The sequence below is a fragment of the Streptomyces sp. NPDC014727 genome (assembly GCF_043083485.1).
Classification (GTDB): Bacteria; Actinomycetota; Actinomycetes; order Streptomycetales; family Streptomycetaceae; genus Streptomyces.
Window position 1 is genome coordinate 117771 of record NZ_JBIBYR010000012.1, and the last position, 18930, is coordinate 136700.

At 70.1% G+C, this 18930-nt stretch carries 16 protein-coding genes; 3 read left to right on the forward strand and 13 right to left on the reverse strand.

What is annotated here, in order from left to right; genetic code table 11:
• Positions 1-438: 438 nt before the first annotated feature.
• The 5 genes from ACF1B9_RS20445 to ACF1B9_RS20465 form a co-directional block, all read right to left on the reverse strand.
• Complete coding sequence (locus ACF1B9_RS20445) at positions 439-1956, reverse strand: methyltransferase (protein WP_391744595.1); 1518 nt, start codon at positions 1954-1956, stop codon at positions 439-441.
• A gap of 110 nt (positions 1957-2066) precedes the next feature.
• Positions 2067-2690: a small secreted protein gene (locus ACF1B9_RS20450; RefSeq protein WP_391744593.1), complete on the reverse strand. Its 624-nt coding sequence runs from the start codon at positions 2688-2690 to the stop codon at positions 2067-2069.
• 397 nt (positions 2691-3087) lie between these two features.
• On the reverse strand, positions 3088-5598 hold the full coding sequence (locus ACF1B9_RS20455; RefSeq protein WP_391744591.1) for a sodium-translocating pyrophosphatase: 2511 nt from the start codon (positions 5596-5598) through the stop codon (positions 3088-3090).
• 299 nt (positions 5599-5897) lie between these two features.
• A complete protein-coding gene (locus ACF1B9_RS20460) occupies positions 5898-6380 on the reverse strand; it encodes an ATP-binding protein (protein ID WP_391744590.1) in 483 nt (160 codons plus the stop codon).
• 540 nt (positions 6381-6920) lie between these two features.
• The gene (locus ACF1B9_RS20465) at positions 6921-7274 is read right to left on the reverse strand and encodes an STAS domain-containing protein (protein WP_003967428.1); all 354 of its coding nucleotides are present in this window, start codon (positions 7272-7274) and stop codon (positions 6921-6923) included.
• Between the two features lie 78 nt (positions 7275-7352).
• On the opposite strand from ACF1B9_RS20465, the gene ACF1B9_RS20470 reads away from it, so the two are divergent.
• Complete coding sequence (locus ACF1B9_RS20470; RefSeq protein ID WP_391744588.1) at positions 7353-9944, forward strand: DEAD/DEAH box helicase; 2592 nt, start codon at positions 7353-7355, stop codon at positions 9942-9944.
• Here the strand turns inward: ACF1B9_RS20470 and ACF1B9_RS20475 are convergent.
• The 7 genes from ACF1B9_RS20475 to ssd all read right to left on the reverse strand — a co-directional run bounded on the left by ACF1B9_RS20475 (position 9835) and on the right by ssd (position 14929).
• Entirely contained in the window at positions 9835-10440 is a 606-nt protein-coding gene (locus ACF1B9_RS20475) for an Rv3654c family TadE-like protein (RefSeq protein ID WP_391795927.1), read from the reverse strand. The genes ACF1B9_RS20470 and ACF1B9_RS20475 overlap by 110 nt on opposite strands.
• Positions 10329-10661 carry a TadE family type IV pilus minor pilin gene (locus ACF1B9_RS20480; protein ID WP_389636169.1) on the reverse strand — a complete coding sequence of 111 codons (333 nt, stop codon included), beginning with the start codon at positions 10659-10661 and terminating at the stop codon, positions 10329-10331. Before ACF1B9_RS20480 ends, ACF1B9_RS20475 begins: the two co-directional genes overlap by 112 nt.
• Positions 10662-10728: 67 nt before the next feature.
• Positions 10729-10929 (reverse strand): DUF4244 domain-containing protein, encoded by a 201-nt coding sequence (locus ACF1B9_RS20485; protein WP_351076989.1) that lies wholly within the window; start codon positions 10927-10929, stop codon positions 10729-10731.
• A gap of 58 nt (positions 10930-10987) precedes the next feature.
• The gene (locus tag ACF1B9_RS20490) at positions 10988-11782 is read right to left on the reverse strand and encodes a type II secretion system F family protein (RefSeq protein WP_391744585.1); all 795 of its coding nucleotides are present in this window, start codon (positions 11780-11782) and stop codon (positions 10988-10990) included.
• Complete coding sequence (locus ACF1B9_RS20495; RefSeq protein ID WP_391744584.1) at positions 11779-12660, reverse strand: type II secretion system F family protein; 882 nt, start codon at positions 12658-12660, stop codon at positions 11779-11781. The genes ACF1B9_RS20490 and ACF1B9_RS20495 overlap by 4 nt, the downstream gene beginning before the upstream one ends.
• Positions 12657-13805, reverse strand: a complete 1149-nt coding sequence (locus ACF1B9_RS20500) for a TadA family conjugal transfer-associated ATPase (protein WP_391744582.1) — start codon at positions 13803-13805, stop codon at positions 12657-12659. The genes ACF1B9_RS20495 and ACF1B9_RS20500 overlap by 4 nt, the downstream gene beginning before the upstream one ends.
• A complete protein-coding gene (gene ssd, locus ACF1B9_RS20505) occupies positions 13802-14929 on the reverse strand; it encodes a septum site-determining protein Ssd (RefSeq protein ID WP_391744581.1) in 1128 nt (375 codons plus the stop codon). The genes ACF1B9_RS20500 and ssd overlap by 4 nt, the downstream gene beginning before the upstream one ends.
• A 500-nt stretch (positions 14930-15429) precedes the next feature.
• Between ssd and ACF1B9_RS20510 the strand changes: the two genes are divergently transcribed.
• The gene (locus tag ACF1B9_RS20510; RefSeq protein WP_376273567.1) at positions 15430-16269 is read left to right on the forward strand and encodes an HAD family hydrolase; all 840 of its coding nucleotides are present in this window, start codon (positions 15430-15432) and stop codon (positions 16267-16269) included.
• Positions 16270-16863: 594 nt separating this feature from the next.
• Here ACF1B9_RS20510 and ACF1B9_RS20515 read toward each other — a convergent pair.
• Positions 16864-17688, reverse strand: coding sequence for an oxidoreductase (locus ACF1B9_RS20515; RefSeq protein ID WP_391744579.1), 825 nt, complete (start codon positions 17686-17688; stop codon positions 16864-16866).
• 102 nt (positions 17689-17790) lie between these two features.
• Here ACF1B9_RS20515 and ACF1B9_RS20520 point away from each other — a divergent pair, with 102 nt between their 5' ends.
• On the forward strand, positions 17791-18786 hold the full coding sequence (locus tag ACF1B9_RS20520) for an ATP-binding protein (protein WP_391744577.1): 996 nt from the start codon (positions 17791-17793) through the stop codon (positions 18784-18786).
• The last annotated feature ends 144 nt before the right edge of the window (positions 18787-18930 follow it).

An 18930-nucleotide genomic window follows, 5' to 3' on the forward strand; every position in this document is an offset into this window, starting at 1 on the left:
CGAACCCCGGGTGAATGGCCGGATTCACGCATCCCGGATCCACCGGTCCCGGCCGCGCGGAAGCGCGGAACCGCCGCCCCGGGACGCCTCCGGGCCGAGGAGCAACCGGAATCAGCGGCCTCTCACGGCGGACCACGACAGTGAGGGAAAAGACACTGATGGCAAGCTCGCTCCTTACGTCGGGCGGCACGCACCCGAACCGGAACGGAGCCGAATGCCGGAGCCCGATGCCGGGGACGGCCGGCGGGCCCGGAGACCGTTGCCCGGGGAAGGGAGCTTGGTGATCGGCCCCTGCACCGTCCCCGGGGCCCGACCCGGGAAGCGTGCCCGGCGCCCGCGTCCCGGAACGAAGGCGAACGCAGCAGCCGCTCGCCCCTCCCAGGCCCCGGAAGCACGGCCTCGCCATCAGCTCACCGGCCGCTCCGACCACCGATACCGTCAGCTCACCGGTGCCACCGGCTCCAGGAAGCCTTCCTCGACCAGCAGCCGGATCGCCTGCGGGGTACGGTCGCGCAGCAGCACCGGGTCCTCGTTCATCAACTGGGCGATCGCGTCCAGGATCCGGCCCGCGGGCAGCGTTCCGTCGCACACTCCCGCGAATCCCGCGCCGACGGCATCGACCTTCGTCGCACGCCGCATGCCGCGGTTCTGACGGAGCACCACGTGCTCGGGGTCCTCCGCGCCCGGCAGTCCGACCTGTTCCTGCACGATCTCGGCGGCGAGAGTGAAATGCCCGGCCAGGAGCGCCGCGTCGTCCTGTTCGCGGAGGTAGTCCTGACGGGCGAAGTGGGCCTGGACCGCCGGTCCCAGCGGCTGCTCCACGGCGTGCGGCCATTCCTCGATCACGACGGAGGGGGTCCCGGCCGCTGCCGCGGCGGACTTCCGCAAGGTGATCCAGCCGAAGCCGACGCCCTTGGTCTTGCGGGCCTCGAACTCGTCCAGCCAGGCGTCGTACCGCTCGGCGTACTCGGCGGGATCCGTGCGGTGGTCGCCGCTGTCGCGCAGCCACAACTCCACGTACTGCGTGACGTCCTGGACCTCACGCTGGACGATCCAGGCGTCGCACCCGTGCGGCACCCAGGAACTCAGCCGGCTCTGCCACTCCTCGCCCTCGACGTGCTGCCAGTTGGCGAGGAAGTGGGCGTATCCGCCTTCGTTCAACCGGACGCCCGACTGCTGTACCAGGGTCCGGCACAGGTCGTCGCCGCCCATGCCGCCGTCGCGGTAGGTGAGACGGGCTCCGGGCGAGATGACGAACGGCGGGTTGGAGACGATCAGGTCGTACGTCTCCGTGCCGACCGGCTCGTACAGGGATCCCAGACGCAACTCGGCCGCTGGGGCACCGGACAGGGCGAGCGTCAGTCGGGTGAAATCCAGCGCGCGCGGGTTGAGGTCGGTGGCCGTGACCCGGGTGGCGTGCTGCGAGGCGTGCAGCGCCTGGATGCCGGAGCCCGTACCGACATCGAGCGCGGAGGCGACAGGCGTACGGACGGTGATCCCGGCGAGTGTGGTGGACGCCCCTCCGACGCCGAGGACCACGCCCTCCTCCCGCGAACCGATGCCGCCCGCGCCGCCGACCGCGCAGCCCAGGTCGGAGACGATGTACCAGTCCTGCCCCTCGGGCCCGCCGTACGGCCGGACGTCGACCGTGGCCCGCACCTCTCCGTCGGTGGTGCGGGTCACCCAGCCGTCCTCGACGCACTCGGCCAGGGGGAGCGCGGCACGGGCCCGCTCGTACGGGACGGGGTGCTGGAGCAGGAAGAGCCGCACCAACGTGTCGAGCGGGGAGTCGCCCCGGGTGGCGCGCAGCGCCGGAACCGTCTCGCTGCGGGCGAGCGCGGCGTAGGCGGGCGCACCGAGCAGGTCGAGGAGCCCGTCGGCGGTGAAGGCGGCGGCGAGCAGGGCTTCGCGGAGCCGGGGCGAACGGTCGGGCGCGGGGAGACTGGTCGTACTCACCCACCCATTGTGGCCGTTCCCACTGACAACGGCAGCGGCCCGGCGCTCGCCGGGGGCGCCGGGCCGTGCGTGCAACGGCTGCGTCGACTACGACCGCCGCGACCGGTCGGTCACGACCTCTTGCCGGGCGAGGCGGACGGCGACGGGGACTCCGACTCCTGGGAGGCGGCGTTCGGTGGCACCGAGCCCGTCGGCTTCTGGCAGCCCTTCTGCTTCGCCATCGCGGCGCCGACCTCACCGGACTGAAGCTTCTTCAGCGCCTCGTCACCGCTGGTGCTGATCTTGTTCAGCTCGTCCGCGATGCCCTTGAGGCCGTCGGCGAACTTCGCCTGGTCCTTCGTGTCGAGGGCATCGACCTTCTTCTGCAGGTTCGCGTACGCCGCGGAGGAGGCGTTGAGCTCCTTCACGGCCTCCTTCTGCGTGGTCTCGCCGCCGTCGACCGGCGGCGCTCCCGCCGAGTCGACAGCCGCGCCGAGTGCCTTGTACGCCTGCGAGATCTGCTGGAAGGCGGCCGAGTCGGTCCTCTGGACGTCGGCGGGCTTGCTGTTGTCGGCGGTCTGCTGCTGGATGGCGGCGTTGGCGTTCGCGATCTTCTGCAGTTGGGGCTTGACCTGGTCGCAGACCGTCTTCGCCCAGTCGTTCACCTTGTTGCTCTTGTCGTCGCTGCTGCAGCCCGACAGCGTAAGTACCAGTACCGCACCGCCGGACAGCGCGGCCGCAAGCTTCTTGTTCACCGGATCGGTCCCTTCCAAGACTCTCGGCCCCGGAACTTACACGTCGGGCGCACTCCATCCGGGTGCCGGACGTCCGATCAGTGAGCATTTGTAGCCATTTGCACCAAGGGAAATGAGGGAGATACAACTCACCCGCCCAGTCCTCGGGACAGGGGAACAGGTGCACGAGCAAGTGCGCGGTCGGGCGTATTGACCGGGCGGACGACCGAGTGATCGCCAGGTGGGCCGTCGGACGGACAACCGAGCGCACCAAGGGACAGGCAGGGCTGAGCGCCGGAGAGACCACCGGGCGGACCGTCGGGCAGACCACCGGGCGGACGCCGCATCAGGATGCCTCGTCCGCCCGGAAGTTGGGTCACGGCAGATTACGTGCCGCAGCCTTCCCTAGGTCGCCGCTTCACGAAACGGCTGCCTGGTCGGGCGACTCGGCGGGCCTGCCTCCTCCCCCGTCCCCACCGCGCGGGCCCTCTTCGTCCCCCACGGCGATCCCGCGCCGTTTGGAGACATAGACCGCTCCGACGATGACGGCGACGGCCAGTACCGCCACCAGCGCCCGCACCCCTGCGCTCGCGTCGTGCCCGTAGCTGAACTGCACCACCGCCGGAGCGATGAGCAGCGCGACCAGGTTCATCACCTTGAGCAAGGGGTTGATCGCCGGCCCCGCCGTGTCCTTGAACGGGTCGCCGACCGTGTCACCGATGACGGTCGCGGCATGGGCCTCGCTGCCCTTGCCGCCATGATGACCGTCCTCGACGAGTTTCTTGGCGTTGTCCCACGCGCCGCCGGAGTTGGCGAGGAAGACCGCCATCAGCGTGCCGGTACCGATGGCGCCCGCGAGATACGAACCGAGCGCCCCGACCCCGAGCGTGAATCCGACGGCGATCGGCGCCATGACCGCGAGCAGGCCCGGCGTGGCGAGCTCGCGCAGGGCGTCCTTGGTACAGATGTCGACGACCCGCCCGTACTCCGGCTTCTCGCTGTGGTCCATGATCCCGGGATGCTCGCGGAACTGCCGCCGCACCTCGTAGACCACGGCCCCGGCGGACCGGGACACCGCGTTGATCGCCAGCCCGGAGAAGAGGAAGACGACCGCGGCGCCGAGGATCAGACCCACCAGATTGTTGGGCTGCGAGATGTCCAGGCTGAGTGTCATCTCCCCGGCCTTGGCCCCCACGTCTCCGACCGCGGCGGCGATCGCGTCGCGGTACGAGCCGAACAGCGCCGAGGCCGCCAGGACGGCGGTGGCGATGGCGATGCCCTTGGTGATGGCCTTGGTGGTGTTGCCGACGGCGTCCAGGTCGGTCAGGACCTGAGCACCGGCACCGGTGACGTCACCTGACATCTCCGCGATGCCCTGCGCGTTGTCGGAAACCGGGCCGAAGGTGTCCATGGCCACGATGACACCGACGGTGGTGAGCAGCCCGGTCCCGGCGAGGGCCACCGCGAAGAGCGCCAGCATGATCGACGTACCGCCGAGCAGAAACGCCCCGTAGACGCCCAGGCCGATCAGCAGCGCCGTGTAGACGGCGGACTCCAGACCGAGCGAGATGCCGGCGAGTACGACGGTGGCCGGGCCGGTCAGCGAGGACTTGCCGATGTCCCTGACGGGACGGCGGTTGGTCTCGGTGAAGTAGCCGGTCAGTTGCTGGATCAGAGCGGCCAGCACGATGCCGATGGCGACCGCCACCAGGGCGAAGACCCGCGGGTCTCCGCCGTGCGAGGTGATGGCGCTGTCGGTGACACCGCCCAGATCCGCGTACGAGGACGGCAGATAGACGAAGACCGCCACGGCCACCAGAACCAGCGAGATCACGGCAGAAATGAAGAATCCGCGGTTGATGGCGGTCATTCCGCTGCGATCGGCACGCCGCGGGGCGACCGCGAAGATCCCGATCATCGCGGTGACCACGCCGATCGCCGGGACGATCAGCGGGAAGGCCAGTCCGGAGTCGCCGAAGGCGGCCTTGCCGAGGATGAGCGCGGCGACGAGGGTCACGGCGTACGACTCGAAGAGGTCGGCCGCCATGCCCGCGCAGTCACCGACGTTGTCGCCCACGTTGTCGGCGATGGTGGCGGCGTTGCGCGGGTCGTCCTCCGGGATGCCCTGCTCCACCTTGCCGACCAGGTCGGCGCCGACGTCCGCGGCCTTGGTGAAGATGCCGCCGCCGACCCTCATGAACATGGCGATCAGCGCGGCACCGAGACCGAAGCCCTCCAGCACCTTGGGCGCGTCGGCGGCATAGACGAGGACGACGCAGGAAGCGCCGAGCAGGCCGAGACCCACGGTGATCATGCCGACCACGCCGCCGGTACGAAAAGCGATCTTCATCGCTCTGTGCGAAACAGCGGTGAGATCCTTTTCGGGTTCACCTTCCGCGGGAGTCGCCTCACGCGCAGCAGCAGCCACACGGACATTGCTCCGTACGGCGAGTCGCATGCCGATGTATCCGGTGGTCGCCGAGAAAAGCGCACCCACCAGGAAGAACAACGAACGGCCGGCACGCTGCGACCAGTTGTCGGCCGGAAGCAGCAGAAGCAGGCAGAAGACCACGACCGCGAAGACGCCCACGGTGCGCAACTGCCGGGCCAGATAGGCATTCGCGCCTTCCTGGACGGCAGCCGCGATCTCCTTCATGCGGTCGGTTCCCTCACCGGCCGCCAGCACCTGCCGCACCAGCAGCCGGGCTACGACCAGCGCAGCCACGGCGACGACCGCGATGACGATCACGATGACGCGGTTGTCATGGGTGAGCACCGCGTCCGCGAGCGACACGGGCCGATCGAAGGGTGTGACACCGGAAGGTGCGGAACCGGAAGGTGCGGAACCGGAAGGTGCGGAACCGGAAGGTGCGGAAAATGCGGAATCTTGCGTCAGTCCTGCCAGTGGGGTGTTGAAGAACTCCGCCATACGTCCTCCTTGACGCTCAGCGCTCAAGACGTGGACGGATTGTAAGGAGCGGAAGCTGATCAAAACAGTGCGCGGTAAATGTAATTGACCTTCACGGGTGATCGGCAAATGATCGCGACAGCGGATCGACCCGAATACAGTAATGGGGCAGGCACATTTTCCGTAGATCATTGATCGGACGGAAATAAAAAAGGCCCTGCTCAGCAGGGCCTCGAAAGGCGGATCAAGGAATTGATCCGAGAAGACATTCGGCGGGATCGCCACAGACGTGCCCGCCTGTGGCGCCTGCCTGCGGCGCCTCAGGGAAGCACGGTCACGGGCGTCTTCGGCCAGCTCATACGGATCACTCCGCCCTTGACTCCCGATCTGACTTCCACATCATCGACGAGGCCGCTGATGACCGCGAGACCCATCTCGTCCTCGCCATCGGCGTCGGTCTCGGGTTCCGGCCCGTCGAGCCCCACGCCGGGCGTGGCGCCGCGTGCCGCGGAGGCTCCGGCGGGCCCACCCGAAGCGGACTCGGCGCCCGGTCCGGGCACCGCGTCGCCGACCTCGATGGAGAAGGACTTCTCCTCCTCGGTCAGAACGACGGAGACGGGAGCGGTGATGCCATGACTGCGATGCAGCCCGACTGCGCGACTGCAGGCTTCACCGACGGCGAGTCTGACCTCGTCGAGCACGGCTTCGTCGACACCCGCCCGGCGCGCCACGGCGGCTGCCACGAGGCGGGCCGTCCTGACGTGTTCGGGCTGGGCACTGAAGCGGAGTTCAACGGTGGCCATGCGATCCCCTTCAGACGTACGGGCGTGCACCCCAGGGACCCGGGCACTCTGCCCGGCCCCCCGGCTCTTCTTCCGGTCTTTTCCCGGTCTTCAGTTCGGCCTTCCGGCCTTCTGCCAGTCTCGCTCCGGTCTCGCTCCGTTCACTCTCCGGAACCGACGAGCCCGTCGGCCGACCGAGACCGAGCTGGTCGTCGACCGCCGCACAGACGGTCCGCCGACGTTCAGCTGCCGACCGGACGGGAGAATCCCACCCGGCGGTCAGCCCACTCCCAGCGGCCCCGCACAACCAGTGACCGACCGAACGCCGACCAGCTGCCCGGACGATCGTTCGACCGGTCCGGGGTGTCGGCCTTCCGGCTCCCCGGCCACTGACCGCCCCGCTGACCCACCATCTGGCCGGCCGCCTGGCTGCCTTTGATCCAATCGGCCGCCAGGCCCGCCGGCGTTGCACCGGCCGCCTGTGACAGCTGCCGGTACTGCGGTCGGCCACCGGACCGGTCTGCAGCCGATCCGACGAGCGGACCGGCCACGGACCGGGCGTCAGTCGGTGGCCGCTACGGCCTCGTCGACCGTGGTGTGAATCGGGAACACCTTGGTCAGACCGGTGATCCGGAAGATCTTGAGAATGCGCTCCTGGTTGCAGACCAGGCGCAATGAGCCCTCATGGGCCCGGACACGCTTCAGGCCGCCCACGAGCACGCCGAGGCCGGTGGAGTCGAGGAAGTCGACGCCTTCCATGTCGACAACCAAGTGGTAGCTGCCGTCATTCACCAACTCGACCAACTGCTCGCGCAGCTTGGGCGCGGTATACACATCAATCTCGCCACCGACCTCGACGACCGTACGGTCGCCACCAGGGCCGGACACATTGCGAGTCGACAAGGACAGGTCCACGGATCCTCCAGCACCTTGCTATCGAGCGGTCGCCCCTCGGTCTCCCCGGCGGAGCCGGGGGACGGATCGCCAGCCGCGATGGCATTCAATCACTTACCAGCAGCCATGCACGACGCCTTGGGACCATTGTCCGTCACGCCAGTGACACACTCGGTGCCGATGGCCAAGAATCACCGCCCCAGTCGACCGGCCGAGAACAGGGACTCCCGCCCCTCTCCCGCCATGGTCCTCGACCGGCTCGCCGCAGCGGCGGGCCGGTCCGCGCGCATCACTCATACGGAGCACTTGCCCCCGCGTACGGGAACCCATGCCATCTGGCCCGATCGCATCCGGCCGGAAGTGATCGCCGCGATCCAGGAGGCGGGAATCGACCACCCCTGGGCGCATCAGGCCGCCGCCGCCGAGCACGCACTGGACGGCGAATCCGTGATCATCGCCACTGGCACGGCGTCCGGCAAGTCGCTCGCCTACCTCGCCCCGGTCCTCACTGCCCTGCTCGACGGCTCCGAGGCCCCGAACGGCCGGGGCGCGACCGCCCTGTATCTCGCCCCCACCAAGGCCCTGGCCGCCGACCAGAGGCGGGCGGTGAAGGAACTCGCCGCCCCCCTCGGCAACTCCGTCAGGCCTGCGGTCTACGACGGCGACACCCCCGTCGAGGAACGGGAGTGGGTGCGTCAGTACGCCAATTACGTGCTGACCAACCCCGACATGCTGCACCGCGGAATTCTCCCGTCCCACCCGCGCTGGTCTTCCTTCCTGCGCGCCCTGCGCTTCGTGGTCATCGATGAGTGCCACACCTACCGGGGTGTCTTCGGCTCCCACGTCGCCCAGGTGGTGCGCCGCCTTCGCCGCCTGTGCGCCCGCTACGGATCGAATCCGGTCTTCCTCCTCGCCTCGGCCACCGCGGCGGAGCCCTCCGTCGCGGCCGGCCGCCTCACCGGTCTCCCGGTCCAGGAGGTCGCCGACGACGCCTCGCCCCGCGGCGAACTGGTCTTCGCCCTGTGGGAGCCGCCCCTGACCGAACTGCACGGCGAGAAGGGCGCGCCCGTCCGCCGTACCGCCACCGCCGAGACCGCCGACCTCCTCACCGATCTGACCGTCCAAGGCGTCCGCTCGGTCGCCTTCGTACGCTCCCGGCGTGGCGCCGAGCTGATCTCCGTCATCGCCAAGGAGCGCCTCGCCGAGGTGGACCGCTCCCTCCCCTCTCGGGTCGCGGCCTACCGAGGGGGCTATCTCCCCGAGGAGCGCCGCGCCCTGGAGCGCGCCCTGCACTCCGGCCGGCTGCTCGGTCTGGCCGCGACCACCGCCCTCGAACTCGGCGTCGACGTCTCCGGTCTGGACGCCGTCGTCATCGCGGGCTACCCCGGCACCAGGGCGTCGCTGTGGCAGCAGGCCGGCCGCGCCGGCCGCTCCGGCCAGGGCGCCCTGGCCGTCCTGGTGGCTCGCGACGACCCGCTGGACACCTTCCTCGTCCATCACCCCGAGGCGCTGTTCCAGCAGCCCGTGGAGTCGACGGTGCTCGACCCGGACAACCCGTACGTCCTCGCCCCGCACCTGTGCGCCGCCGCTGCGGAGCTCCCACTCACCGAGCCCGATCTGGAGCTCTTCGGCCCGGCAACGGCCGAACTGCTGCCGCAGCTGGAGACCGCGAAGCTGCTGCGCAAACGGACATCGGGCTGGCACTGGACCCGCCGCGAGCGCGCCGCCGATCTCACCGACATCCGGGGCGAGGGCGGCCGCCCCGTCCAGATCGTCGAGGAAGGCACTGGGCGGCTGCTGGGCACCGTGGACGAGTCGGCCGCACACACCGCCGTTCACGAAGGCGCCGTCCATCTCCACCAGGGCCGCACCTACCTGGTCCGGAAGCTGGATCTGGAGGACTCCGTGGCCCTGGTGGAGGAAGCCGACCCGCCGTACTCGACGACCGCCCGCGACACCACCGCCATCGACGTGCTGGAAACCGACACCGAGGTCCCGTGGGGCGACGGGCGGCTCTGTTACGGCTCCGTGGAGGTCACCAACCAGGTCGTCTCCTTCCTGCGTCGCAAACTGATCACCGGTGAGGTTCTCGGCGAGACCAAACTGGATCTGCCGCCTCGCACTCTGCGCACGCGCGCCGTGTGGTGGACGGTCACCCAGGACCAACTCGACGCCGCGCGTGTCAACCCGGAGATCCTGGGCGGCGCCCTGCATGCCGCGGAACACGCGTCGATCGGGATGCTGCCGCTCTTCGCCACCTGCGACCGATGGGACATCGGTGGTGTCTCCGTACCTCTGCACCCGGACACCCTGCTGCCCACGGTCTTCGTGTACGACGGCCATCCGGGCGGCGCCGGCTTCGCCGAGCGGGCCTTTCACACCGCCCGTACGTGGCTGACCGCCACCCGCCAGGCCATCGCGTCCTGCGAATGCGAGGCCGGCTGCCCGTCCTGCATCCAGTCCCCCAAGTGCGGCAACGGCAATGATCCGCTGCACAAACGCGGCGCCGTACGCCTGCTCGGCGAACTCCTCCGATCCGCTCCGCCGGACTCCGGGGGTTCGCCGAACCCTCCGCAACCGTCTAGGGCGGCGGGGCCGCCCCCCTCTGCTGAGCTGCTCCCTCCGGAGCCACCGGAGGCAGCGGCTCCGGAGAGCCGTGCATGGCCACCGAAGGGCCGGCCCGGGATCTGACCGTCGGCTCGTACGGCCCGAAGCGCACGCCGGCCGTCACATCGGCGATCTCACCGCGCACCGTGCACAGCACCACCACCGCCCCCTGTGCCTCTGCAACCTCCTCTGCCGCCCCGCATGCCTCCTCAGGTCCTCGCAGGGCCCGGTCGGCCGCTGCCAGGGCTGCCAGGTCCGCCGCTCCACCGGCCCTGTGCCGGGCGACCACCACCTGCCCGAGCGCCAGCACGACGGCGAACACTGCGCACAACGTCGCCGTGGTCGTCGCCACCCACACCGTCGCGAGGCCTCTGTCCCGGTGCGGGGCCCGCTCCCGGTCGCGACCGCGCCTCGCTTGCCCGTGCAGCCATCCACTGACGGTCTTCCGAGTGCCCTCTTCCTTCCGCGTCACTGCGTCGTCGCCCCCACCGTGTCCTCGGCGAGCGCCGCCGCGTCCGCATGCAGCGTCAGGGCCAGTGGGCCGAGTCCGGGCATCGGCGCCGACACCCGCACCCGCCACAGCTCCCCTGCTCGCTCCATCGCGACTTCAGCCCCGTCGGGTGCCGCCGAACGGGTGACTTCCAGCGCCTGCGCCTCCGGTTCCGAGCGGGCCGCCGCCCTCGCCCCGGCTCTGGCCGCGTCCACACACCGGATCTGGGCGGAGGCGGCCATCAGAGCCCAGACCAGCGCAAGAGCGAACACCGCCAGCACCGGAACCGCGACGGCCGCCTCCGCCGTCACCGCACCCCGGTCCCCGGCCTCGCCCGCGGCACGGCCGCAACCCCCGTCGCACGCCCCGGAACCTTTCCTAGAACTTCGCATCGAGCGCGTCCTTGAGCAGCGACTGCAGCGCGGACATGACCGGCTGGCTGGTGACCACCTTGTAGAGCACCGCCGCGAACGCACAGGCCGCGATCGTCCCCACCGCATATTCGGATGTCGTCATTCCGTTGTCCGACCGGACTCGGCCGACCAGGCTCCGCACCCAGCCCCTGATTCGTTGCACCATTTCGACCCCCGCGAAAATCCATAATTCATATGGAATGGATATTTACTGGCAGTTTTCTTCAGCCGGCGCGAAACAGACCGGCCGCCAGACCGATCACCACCGGAGCCACCCCGACCGCCAGGAACGCGGGCAGAAAGCAGAGCCCGACCGGTGCGGTGATCAGCACGCCGGCCCGCTGGGCACGCGCCGTGGCCGCACTCGCCCGTTCGGCCCGCATCGCCTCGGCCAGCCGCGCCACCGGTTCCGCCGCCGGAGCCCCGGTCGATCCCGCCCTGTCCAGGCAACGGGACAGCGCACCGGCGCCCGGTATGTCCCCGAACCTCCTCCAGGCCACCGCAGGTTCACCACCGAGCCTGATCTCCGCCGCCGTGCGCGCCAGGCGCACGCCGACCGGTCCGCCCAGCGACTCCCCCACCGCCTCCGCCGCCTCCCGGGGTCCGGCTCCGGCAGAGACACAGGCCGCCAAGAGGTCTGCCGCCAGTGGGAGTTGGCGCGCGAACTCCGCCGCCTCCGCCGCCCCGGCCTCCGGTTCACGCCTACGCCGGGTCCGCTGCCACCGCCAGGCACCAAACGCCCCTGCCAACCCGATCACGCACCCCGGCAGGCCGCCGACCAGGATCACGCCCGCCGCCACGGCGCCCAGGACCGTGGTCCATTCCTTCGCCCGCGCCCCGGGCACCGTCCACCCGCGTCGGCGCCGCTCCGGGCCGGTCGACAGCAGCACCGCTCCCCGACGCAGTACCGTCCGCCTCCGTCGCCGTCCCGCGAGGGCAAGGGTCAGATACGCGACCGTGCCCAGGACCGCCCACAGAGCCGCCGCCCGGTGGGCGATGTCTCCGGTGGCCGCGTTCACGCCGTCTCCCCCGCCCGTACGATCCGGCCGGCCCAGCAGAGCCCGGCCGCCTCCAGCACCCCGCCCACCACCAGACAGACGAGCCCGGCCGGTGTGTGCAGCAGCACCGCCAACGGATCGGCCCCGAGTGCCGCTCCCAGCCCCAGGCCCAGCACCGGCAGCAGCGCCAGCACGGCCACCGTCGACCAGGCACCCGCCAGTTGGGCCCGCAACTCCTCCCGTCTGCGCCGCTCGGCCCGCAGTGCGCCCTCCAGGCGGTCCAGGCCCGCGGCGAGCCCGGCCCCGCCGTCCACCGCCACCCGCCAGCAGGCCGCCACCCCGGCAAGCCCATCCAGACCCGGCTCCCGCGCCGCCTGCCCGAGCGCCGCCGGCACATCGCCACCGAACCGCGCCGCAGCCGACACACCGGCCTCCGCCGCCCCCATCACCCCGGTCCCGCGGACAGCTACGAGCAACGCCTGCCCCGGCTCGTGCCCGGCCCGCAGCTCACCCACGACGGCCCCGCACAGCGACACCACCCCAGCTGCCCTGCGTTCCCGCTCCTGCGTCAGGGCCCGTCTCCGCAGCCACCGCCCCGTCAACGGCACCGCCACCATCCCTGCCAGCACCGGCAGCACGGACTTCCCCAGTACAGCGATGGCCAGCGCCACCGGCAGGCAGAGCCACTCCCGCCGTCGGCGCAACCGTTGCCGGGCCTCTGCCCGAATCCGCTCCCAGCGCGCACGCAACGGAGACTCGACCACCCCATCGACGAACAGCACCCGGGCCCCCCGTCGCCGCTGGTCCTGCGCCACCACCAGCCAGGCCGCCACCACGACGGACAGGACCGCCGCGCAACTCGCGCTCTCCGACAGCACCGTCGTCGTACCACCGCTCACAGCGCACCCCCGATCAGCGACCGCAGCCGGTCCCAACCCCGCTCCCGCACGAATCCGTCGGCACCCCAGCTCAGCGCCGGTACGGTCACCACCAGCCCGGCCGCATCACGCTCCAGGACCTGCACCGCGGCGATCCGCCGCTGTCCGGTCCGGTCCCGCACGAGATGGACCACCACCGACAGCGCAGCCGCCAACTGGCTGTGAAGCGCCGTCCGGTCCAGCCCCGCCGCAGTGCCCAATGCCTCAAGGCGGGCCGGGACGTGCTCGGCGGCATTCGCGTGAACCGTCCCGCAGCCGCCCTGGTGGCCCGTGTTCAGGGCGGCCAGGAGCTCGGTGACCTCAGCACCCCTGACCTCTCCGACCACCAGCCGGTCGGGCCGCATGCGCAACGCCTGCCGCACCAGGTCGCGAAGGGTCACCCGCCCCGCCCCCTCCTGGTTGGCGGGGCGCGACTCCAGGCGCACCACGTGCGGGTGATCCGGCCGCAGCTCTGCGGAGTCCTCGGCGAGCACGATTCGCTCACGCTGCCCGACGGCCCCCAGCAGACTCGACAGGAGGGTCGTCTTCCCGGCCCCTGTCCCTCCACTGATCAGGTACGAGACCCGGGCCTCCACCAGCGCCCCGAGCACCCGGTCTCCACCCGGCGGCACGGTCCCCGCCGCGACCAGCTCCGTCAGCGAGAAGGCCCGGGGCCGCACCACCCGCAGCGACAGGCACGTCGAGCCGACGGACACCGGCGGCAGCACGGCATGCATACGGGTGCCGTCCGGCAGCCGAGCGTCCACCCAGGGCCGGGCGTCGTCCAGCCGCCGCCCCGCCACGGCCGCCAGCCGTTGCGCCAGCCTGCGCACCGCCGCGGCATCCCGGAAGCTCACCCCGGTGAGTTCGAGCCCGCCGCCCCGGTCCACCCATACCCGGTCCGGTGCGGAAACCAGCACATCCGTCACCGTCGGGTCGGCGAGCAGCGGCTCCAGCACCCCGGTGCCGACCAGTTCGCCGCGCAACTCATCGGCCGCACCCAGCACTTCGGCATCGCCGAGCAGTCGCCCCTGGGCTCGCAGCGCGGCCGCGACCCCGGCCGGAGTCGGGGCGGCGCCGCTCTGCGCCAGCCGCTGCCGGACGGCGTCGAGGAGCGTCTCCGTCACGACGCACCTCCTACGGCTCGTCCGCCCGCACCCTCCGGGACGAAGGCCTGCTCCCAGAACGCCGTACAGAATCTGGCCAGCGGGTCGCGCGCACGGCCGCCGGGCGGCGCGCCGTCGTCCTGGTCCGCCAGGAGCCCGCCGTCGACCGGGAGTTCACCGGCGAGCGGCAAGCCGAGCGCCTGCGCCACCCACCGCTCGTCGAGGCCCGCCGCGTACGGGCCGCGGACGACCACCCGAAGGTCGTTCAGGACCATCCCGGCCATCGACGCCACCCGTTTCGCCGCGGCGACCGCGCGAAGCTCCCCGGGGACCACCAACAGCCCGAGGTCCAGCTGCGAGAGTGCCTCGGCCACCGACTCGTCCACCCGGCGCGGCAGGTCGACGACCACCACCCCGCCGAGCCTGCGCCCGGCGGCCAGCACGGCCTGCATGGCCCGGGGCGGGATGACCACCCAGTCGTCGCGGCCCCAGCTGAGCACCCGCAACCCGTGCAGTGAGGGCAGCGACTCCTCCAGCGCGCGTCCGCCGACTCGCCCCTTGGAATGGGCGAAATCCGGCCATCTCATTCCCTCGGCCCGTTCTCCGCCCAGCAGCACATCGATGCCCCCGCCGAGCGGGTCACCGTCGATCAGCATGGTCCGCCGCCCGGCCCTGGCTGCGGTCACCGCGAGGGCGCAGGCCAGTGTGGACGCGCCGGAACCGCCCCGTCCGCCGATCACCCCGACGGTGAGCGCCGGCTGGCCCACGCCTTCCGCCGCGTTGGCGATCTGGTCGACGAGCCAACCTTCCGAATCGGGCAGCCTCAGCACATACTCGGCCCCGATCTCCACGGCGCGACGCCAGACATCCGGGACGTCCTGGTCCCGGCCGACCAGCATCACGCCGCGCCTGCGCACGGCTCCGCGGCACCGCTGGGCGGCATCGTCCCCCACGAGAACGATCGGCGCCTGCTCCCAACCACCCCTGCGTTCGGGCAGCGAATGATGAACTTCCGGTTCAGCTCCGGCGGCCGCACACAGCCTCAGCAGATCATCGAGGAGTTCCACATCCTCGGTCACGATCAGCGGTCCGCCCCGCCGCACTTCGGCGACCGGCAGACGATCCCGTGCGATGGAATCAGCCACGATCTCCGCCCCCCTTCTCACTGCACCTTCATCGTGGTTCGCGATGATCTCGGAGCGTTCCGAGATCGGCGATTCCACGCCCCGCGGACTTCGCGGCCGGAATCACCGTGCAGCGCTTCGGGAAATCGTGTGGATCTTGCTCGAAAACTGTGGACAACTCCGTCGTTGTGAATATCTCCGTCGCCCGTACCGGCGACTTCCGGAGAGCACCCCTTCCGCTACGCACCGTGACGGCTCATGATGGCGAGAGCCGACCGAGAAGTGGGCCGTCACGGCCGAAATGGAGGCAGAATGCTCGATTCCGAACAGCAGAAACGTGTCCGGACATGCGACGACCCCCGCCGGGGGGGAGAGCGGGGGTCGTCCCCACGGCCGACTCGGGGGGGGAGGAGCCGGACCGGGTTAGCACGGTCGCGAACGATCCGTGACTTCCATGGTGTACCCGAGAGCCTTCTCAGGCAAACCCACGCGCCAGAGTTTACGCCGAATGGTGGCCCCCTATGCTCTGCCTTGTGGAAAACCGCTTCTTGCCGCGCACAGCAGCCTTCTTCGACCTGGACAAGACGGTCATTGCGAAGTCTTCGACGCTGACCTTCAGCAAGTCCTTCTACCAAGGCGGACTGATCAACCGCCGCGCTGTACTGCGCACCGCGTACGCACAGTTCGTGTTCCTTGCCGGGGGTGCAGATCACGACCAGATGGAGCGGATGCGGGAATACCTCTCCGCACTCTGCAAGGGCTGGAACGTCCGACAAGTGAAGGAAATCGTCGCCGAGACCCTGCACGATCTGATCGACCCGATCATCTACGACGAAGCAGCGACCCTCATCGAGGAACACCACACCGCCGGACGCGACGTGGTGATCGTCTCGACCTCGGGCGCCGAGGTCGTCGAACCGATCGGTGAGCTGCTCGGCGCCGACCGAGTCGTCGCCACTCGAATGGTCGTCGGGGAGGACGGCTGTTTCACAGGTGAAGTGGAGTACTACGCATACGGGCCGACGAAGGCCGAGGCGATCAAGGCGCTCGCTGTGTCGGAGGGATACGACCTGTCGCGCTGCTACGCCTACAGCGATTCCGCGACCGATGTACCGATGCTGGAGTCGGTCGGGCACCCGCACGCGGTCAATCCGGACCGCGCGCTGCGACGCGAAGCAACCCTCCGCGAGTGGCCGATTCTCGTCTTCGACCGTCCGGTCCGACTCAAGCAACGACTGCCCTCGTTCTCGCTGCCACCGCGCCCCGCGCTGGTCGCAGCGGCAGCGGTAGGCGCGGCGGCCGTCACCGCGGGACTCGTCTGGTACACCTCCCGCCGCCGCTCCACCACCCCTTCCCTTTGAAGCACGGGGCCGAACGACGCTCCGACCGCATCCTCGCCCACCTTCCCTCCGCGGCCGCCCGACCCCTCCGCGGCCGCCCGGCCAACGAACACCCCAGCCGATCGGCCCCGTTCACCCACCGGACCCATTTGCCCAACTCACCCGTAATTGAACCTAAAAGTAAAGAAGTGTGGCCAGCACTACCGCTCACCACGGGGCTGGAGTACAAAGGACTCAACGGCCCGCGAGACCAAGGACATCCGAGAGGATTACCTGTAACGCAGAGAAGGCCCCACGGACCGAGCATGAAAACCGAGCACCCACGCGACGTCGACCCGTCGATTACGGGCCAGCCGCACCAGGAAACGGGCAAAGTCCCCGACCTGATGGGCACATATCGAGGACGCATGGTAACTGGGTAGACATGCCAGCGGCGGTACCGAGGACGGTACCGCCGCAACCCTTTTACGGGGCAGAGAAGTTACTTGGGTGAAGTTATCGCGGTGGACTTACGGACCCGAGCCAGCTGCGGAGTCACAGCGGCGAAGCCGCGCCGACGGAGCCCATGCGCCACAGGGCCGTCCCATCGCGGCACCACGACATCCCGCCCCTTCATTAGGCGGCGCCGCGCTGAAGGGCTTCGCACACTGCCGTCGATTCCCTGACGCCCAGCTCCACGGCGCGCCCGCAGTGCACGATCCAGGCCGCCATCCCGGCCGGCGTCCCCGAAAGGTAGCCGTCGAACGCCGCCAGGTACGCCGCGCGGCCCTGTTCGGCGTGGCCGACCTCGGCCGGGCAGATCGATTTGGGGTCGAGCCCGCTCCCGATCAGCACGATCCGCTCGGCGGTCCGAGCAACGAGGCCGTTGTACGAGCCGAAGGGGCGCAGGGCCAGTAGTTCACCGTGCACGACCGCCGCCGTCACCAGTGCGGGCGCCGCAGTACCCGAGAGGATCAATCCGGAGAGCCCCTCCAGCCTCCCGGCCACTTCGTCGGCGCCCGGCAGCGGCGCTTCGATCAGCGGCTCGTCCACGGGTTCGCCCGCCAGCCGGGGCCGGCCGACAGCTTCCTCGGGCTCCGCGCCACCGGCCGCAACCAGATGCAGCCGCGCCAGAACGCGCAGCGGCGACTGCCGCCAGATGGAAAGGAGTTGACCCGCTTCGGCGGTCAGCCTCAGGGCGGCCCCGATCACATGCGCCTCGCCGTCGCCGCTGAAGTCGGTACGCCGACGTACCTCCTCCAGGTTCCAGTCGGCACCGGACAGCGCCGCCGAGCCACGGGCGCCGCGCAGGGCCGCTTCCGCGGTGACCTCGTTGCTGCGGCGCCGCATGACGCGGTGACCGTAGACCCGGTCGACGGCCTTGCGTACGGAGTCCACCGCATCGGCGACTCCCGGCAGAGCGCCCAGGGTGGCAAGCGGATCAGAGGCAGTCGTACTCATAAGTAGGGAGGCTACGCGCCCCTCACTCGGATACCGCCCGGGAGTGGCCATCTTCACGAAGTGTGGCAGCAGTCCGCAATTGCGCCGCTACCCTAGGTGAACATGAAGATCGCTTTCGTAGGGAAGGGCGGCAGCGGCAAGACCACGCTGTCCTCGCTCTTCATCCGCCACCTTGCCGCCAATGAAGCCCATGTCGTCGCGGTGGACGCCGACATCAACCAGCACCTCGGAGCCGCACTCGGTCTCGATGACCAGGAGGCCGCGGCACTGCCCGCCATGGGGGCCCAGCTACCGCTGATCAAGGAGTATCTGCGCGGCAGCAATCCCCGTATCGCCTCCGTCGAGACGATGATCAAAACGACTCCGCCCGGCGAGGGCTCGCGGCTGCTGAGGGTCCGCGAAAACAACCCGATCTACGACGCGTGCGCCCGCATGGTCCGGCTCGACGACGGGGAGGTCCGGCTGATGGCCACCGGCCCGTTCACGGAATCGGACCTGGGCGTGGCCTGCTACCACTCCAAGGTCGGTGCGGTCGAGCTCTGCCTCAACCATCTCGTCGACGGCCCCGACGACTATGTCGTCGTCGACATGACAGCGGGCTCGGACTCCTTCGCTTCCGGGATGTTCACCCGCTTCGACATGACGTTCCTGATCGCGGAGCCCACCCGTAAGGGTGTCTCGGTCTACCGCCAGTACAAGGAGTACGCGCGGGACTTCGGGGTCGCGCTGAAGGTCATCGGCAACAAGGTGCAGGGCGAGGACGATCTGGACTTCCTGCGTGCCGAGGTGGGGGACGACCTGCTGGTCAGCGTCGGGCACTCCGACTGGGTACGCGCGATGGAGAAGGGCAGGCCCGACCGTTTCGAACTGCTGGAGGCGGACAACCGGATGGCCCTTCAGGCGCTGCAGAACGCGGCGGAGGATTCGTACGAGCAACGGGACTGGGAGCGCTACACGCGACAGATGGTGCACTTCCATCTGAAGAACGCGGAGAGCTGGGGCAACGAGAAGACGGGTGCCGATCTGGCTGCCCAGGTCGACCCCGCCTTCGTGCTCGACGAACGGTTCGCGCAGGACGGCGCCGCTCAGCCCGTCTGATCGGCCGGCGCCCCGGCCTGGAGCACGCGCTCTTCCCGCCGGGGTGCCGTTGCGCCTTCACCTGCCGGCCACGACCGAAAGGCGCGCAACCCAGCCGCCTTGCGCAACCGCCGGACGGTCCCGACCGGGCTCACCAAGCACGGT